This window comes from Bradyrhizobium sp. Ses1 (assembly GCF_059512365.1).
The window spans coordinates 1-4,479 of record NZ_JCAMOQ010000129.1 but is presented as its reverse complement, the minus strand read 5'-3'; the positions used below and the strand labels follow the sequence as shown (position 1 = coordinate 4,479).

The 4,479-nt window shown below is 60.1% G+C and carries 2 protein-coding genes and 2 pseudogenes; all 4 read right to left on the bottom strand.

Annotated features, from left to right (window positions below):
- Positions 1 to 690 (bottom strand): annotated as a pseudogene (locus AC5ZG5_RS45695) (IS630 family transposase); the annotation flags it as partial.
- Positions 691 to 1,185: 495 nt separating this feature from the next.
- Positions 1,186 to 1,314, bottom strand: a pseudogene (locus AC5ZG5_RS45690) (IS701 family transposase); the annotation flags it as partial.
- Positions 1,315 to 2,024: 710 nt separating this feature from the next.
- Positions 2,025 to 2,255, bottom strand: a complete 231-nt coding sequence (locus tag AC5ZG5_RS45685) for a hypothetical protein (protein WP_456647195.1) — start codon at positions 2,253 to 2,255, stop codon at positions 2,025 to 2,027.
- Between the two features lie 82 nt (positions 2,256 to 2,337).
- Positions 2,338 to 4,479 (bottom strand): Ulp1 family isopeptidase (locus AC5ZG5_RS45680; protein ID WP_496165554.1); only part of this gene is annotated, 2,142 nt, incomplete at its 5' end.

Genomic DNA, 4,479 nt, shown 5'->3' with positions numbered 1-4,479 from the left:
TTATCCATGATCACGATGTCGCCCGGCTTGAGAACTGGAACAAGCTGCTGTTCGACATAAGCTCGGAAGCATTCGCCGTTGATCGGCCCGTCGAAGACGCAGGGAGCGACGAGGCCGTCAGAGCGCAAGGCGCCGAGAAAGGTCAGCGTCCGCCAATGGCCGTGGGGTGCAAAACCTCGCACCCGTTCGCCCTTCGGCCCCCATCCGCGCAACGGGGCCATGCTGGTCTTGATCCAGGTCTCATCGATGAAGACCAGGCGCTGAGGATCGAGGCTCGCCTGCCACGACTGCCAGCGACGGCGCCGGCGCGCTACGTCCGCGCGGGCCTGCTCAAGGGCGAACAGCGTTTTTTTTGAACCGCAGGCCTTCGCGCCGCAGGAACGTCCAGACCGCGTTGTGCGAGACCTCGACCCCACGGGCAGCAAGTTCATCCTTCAGCCCGTGCAGCGTCAGATGCGGCGTTTGGCTGATCCGCTCCTTGATGAAGGCGCGATGCGGTTCCAGCACCGGCTTGCGGTATCCGCCTATCTTGCCGGGCGCCACTGAACCCGTCGCACGATAGCGCTGTGACCACTTCACCACCGAGGACACCGCCACGCCAAATCGCGTCGCAACCACCCGGCAGCTCTCGCCCCCATTCACAGCTGCAACGACACGTTCACGCAGATCATTGGAAAGAGGTCGGCTCATCAGATGCTGGCCCCCAGACCCAGCCAACATCTTGAATCACAAACCGGCCCGCAGGGGAATCCCTACCGATTCAACCTAGCCATGAACCGCTCTAGGCGATTTGCGCGAGCACCTGTCGTGAATTCTTCCAGCGTTGGCTGCGCAGGGCCTTTGGCGGCATGCCCCGTTTGTCGGTAATCGGCGCCAAACGGGCTACAAGGCGATCCTCGCCGGAGCAATACCATGCACGTGACTACCATCGCAGTGGCGCGCGGCTGTCCGGAGCGACCATGACGAGACAGCATGATCGGCAGTTCGAACCATCTGAATTACTCGACTGGCGTACACGCCGTTACGCTAGGTGTTTAGTCCCAGGCTTTGATGGTGCATTCTTATCGCACGATTCGAAGGATGCGCTATGGGACAAGTTTTACTGGGCGCGACATGCCGTGGGCGAAGGCTTGAAGTCTTGTCCGAGAGCCGGATGCGGGAAATCTGCCTGTCCGGTTCGCGCCACGCCGAGGCCGCGACCCGCTCCTGCGTAAACAGCGGACGGATGCGTTGCTTGGCATCTCGCAACGAGGAAGCCCACAGCGTCAGCGCATCTTCAACCGACGCACCACCAATCATCAGATCCCGAATCATGGTCACCCATGGATTCAGAATCCTCAATCAATTGCAACTGTAATGCTAAGATGATCATGGCGGTGGGCTCCGTCAGACAAACGTCTGACGGTCGCACCTTCCACCACCACCACCACGGCGGCGAGCGTGCGTATAGCCGCAAACAGGCGCTGTCAACAAAATGCCGTTCGCATCGAAAGAAGATTAGACGTTGGAAACTCAATCCGACTTGAAAGCCCTTCGAGCCGCATCGACAATCTGGACGCAGCCATGATCCGCGTTCCTGCGAAACCCCTCAGGTGCATTCGGCGACTCGGAGACCTAAGCGCGCGATTTCAACTGCCCGCAGCAGATCAGTTCGTGAGGAAAAACAAATCGTTTCGCTCCGGCGAAGTCCGGCGAAGGCCGCCTTACGCGGAGTGATGGAGATTGAAGACATAGGCGTATAACTGGGCACATGGACACGGACATTGCAATCCGCTCCGTGACGATCGACGACGGACTGGCTATGTTTCATGCGGGGGCAATAGCGGCGATGTAGAATCCAGAAGCCGAAAGTGGGAGACGCTTGCCAAGGCACAGCGACTGTTCGATGACCTTGGTGCTGATCTATCTGGTGCAGTTTGATCTTCCATCGCAAGCCTCCCCATCGGCATCCGATCCACTCCTTCCAAAAGCCGAAAGAAGGTGACCTATCAGAGCCATAAGGGGCCGCTTCATCCCGGGCGATTTCATCCCGGCACGGTGGGCGATTTCATTTCGGAATCGTGAGCGATTTCGCCTGCAGTCAAGGCCACTTGACTACCGCGGTCCGGCCAATCGACTTGTTTCTCAGCCAGCTTGCCAACAGGATTTGAAGAGCGCGCATCTCGAACTGCGGACCGGCCGATTTGCAAAGCGGAGGCGATGTCGTCTTCGTCCTGATACCGCAGCTCACCACAGACGGTCCGCCAGGTCGCCAAGAGCCGGTCCAGCCAGCTCTACCAGCCGAAGCCCCGCATGGGACGCGCCCAGTCGCCGGGCGCGTCCCGCAGCCAGCCGCGTTCAGCCGCTCAGACGGATTTGCAGTGCCTGCCGATCGACGACGAGGTTCTTGAGGTTCAGGTCTGGCTGCGGACTTGCCGCCAATCGACTGACCAGCGCCCGGGTGCCATCAACCACGAAGACGCCGCAGTCATAGTCATTCCTCTGCTGGCTTATGGGAGCGTCTTGCAGGTTGGCCCCGACTCGTTCAGCGAGCATTTCTGCGGGTCTAGCATTATAGCTTAAAGCTGAGTCATAGTGATAGGCAACCGGCCGGCCTCGATCGCGTCGATCCACCAGCAGGAACGACCAATGGGAGCCACGGCGATTGAGGTCTGTAGCGCTAGCATCATTCACCGGCAAGAACAGGAAGTCGGCTGTATCGTTACCATTCCGATCATTATCGTTACCATTCCGATCATTGACAGTGCGATGGAGTGCGCGGAGCGCGTCGACATTAGTGCCCTGACCTACCTGGAAGGCTATGAGAGGATCCACGAACCTAGTCCGGGCGGCGAGATCTGGATTGCTCCGCCGCAACTGCTGCGCCAGGAGTTCGTAGTCCCGCTGGATATGCTCGTCGCCCAGCCATTGCCTGGCTCCGAGAACCCGTCCGCTGCGGTCCCCGGAAGAAGCACTCGTAGCCGAAGCGCCGATCTGAGCCTCCGAAGCCGAGGATGGGCGAGGATGATGGATAAATCGAGCCTCGCGGCGCCCTGTCGGGCCCAACCTGATCGAGTACATTTCACCGTGGATAGCGATCGGCTGTGCGACAACGTACGGACTCGGCAATAGCATTCTGTTGTCCAGTACGTCGAGCAGGAAATCCGCCACCGGCTGGGAGCCATGCTGCCAATCCTGGCCGACCAGATATCCGATATCCTCCAGCTCGCGAGGCTCGCCCGATGGCCCGATGACGAATGGCGGTCTACCGGCCGGGCTAAGCACTGGTGCCGATTGAGCATCATCACGCGTCTCCTGCGGTGTGGACGGCAGATCAACGAAGGACTGGAGACCTCGGTAGATGTCTGACGACCGAGCTGGCGCGCCTGATTGGCCGGCGAAGAGCGGCGGTCTGGCGGCGGCCCTACCCGTCGGCACAGACTGGGCATCATCACGTACCGACTGCGGCGTGGACGGCAGATCAACGAAAGACTCAAGACCGCGGTAGATATCTGACGACCGAGCTGGCGCGCCTGATTGGCCGGCGAAGAGCGGCGGTCTGGCGGCTGCCCTACCCGTCAGCACAGACTGGGCATCATCACGTACCGACTGCGGCGTGGACGGCAGATCAACGAAAGACTCAAGACCGCGGTAGATATCTGACGACCGAGCTGGCGCGCCTGACTGGCCGGCGAAGAGCGGAGGTCTGGCGGCGGCCCTGAACGCCGGGGCAGACTGGGCATCGTCACGCGCATCTTGCGGTGTCGACGACAGATCAACGAGAGAGTCAAGACCGCGGTAGATGTCTGATGACCGTGCTGGTGCGCGCTCCGGCGCCGACCTCTCACTCGGGTCGAAGTCGGACGGCGCCCCCGGCGACCACGATGAGTTCGCCTCGGCAAGCTGCGGCTCGCGAGTTGATTGCCTTGGGAAGGCGACACCCAGCGCCCTGTTTGCCTCGACGACTTGCACATACTGCGCAAGCCTCTTGAAGCCAATGCCAATATTCCCATTGGCTTTCGTGAACTCCTGGTAATCTTCGTCCAACGACCGTCGCTGATACCAATCGCCGTTGATTCGGCTCGCGAAGCTCTCCCTGCCGGTTGTTCGCAGCCAATCACTGAACCTTCGTTGCGCCGAGGCAGTATTGCGGATGGTCTTGGGAGCGGGCCCGGATCCGAGCTTGCTCTGCTCTTCCTCGACCAAGCCATCGATGATGTTGGCGTCGTCGTCATAAGGATGCAGCCCGTGTCGGAGCTCGCCGCCCGGGTTCTGTCGAAGCTTGTTGATACCCAAGCCGATAGTCGGTTGGCCAATGGCTAGCTTGAACTCCGAAATATCTGTCTGCAGTTGCTTTTTCTGCTGCTCATTGCCGTTGAGTCGGCTCGCTATGCTGTCCTTGCCCTCTCTTTTCAGCCACTCACTAGGGTTCAGACTCAATTGATCCAATAGGCGACGACTGCGGCGATGTGGACGGCAGCCAAGAAGTTTCTGGCGAGT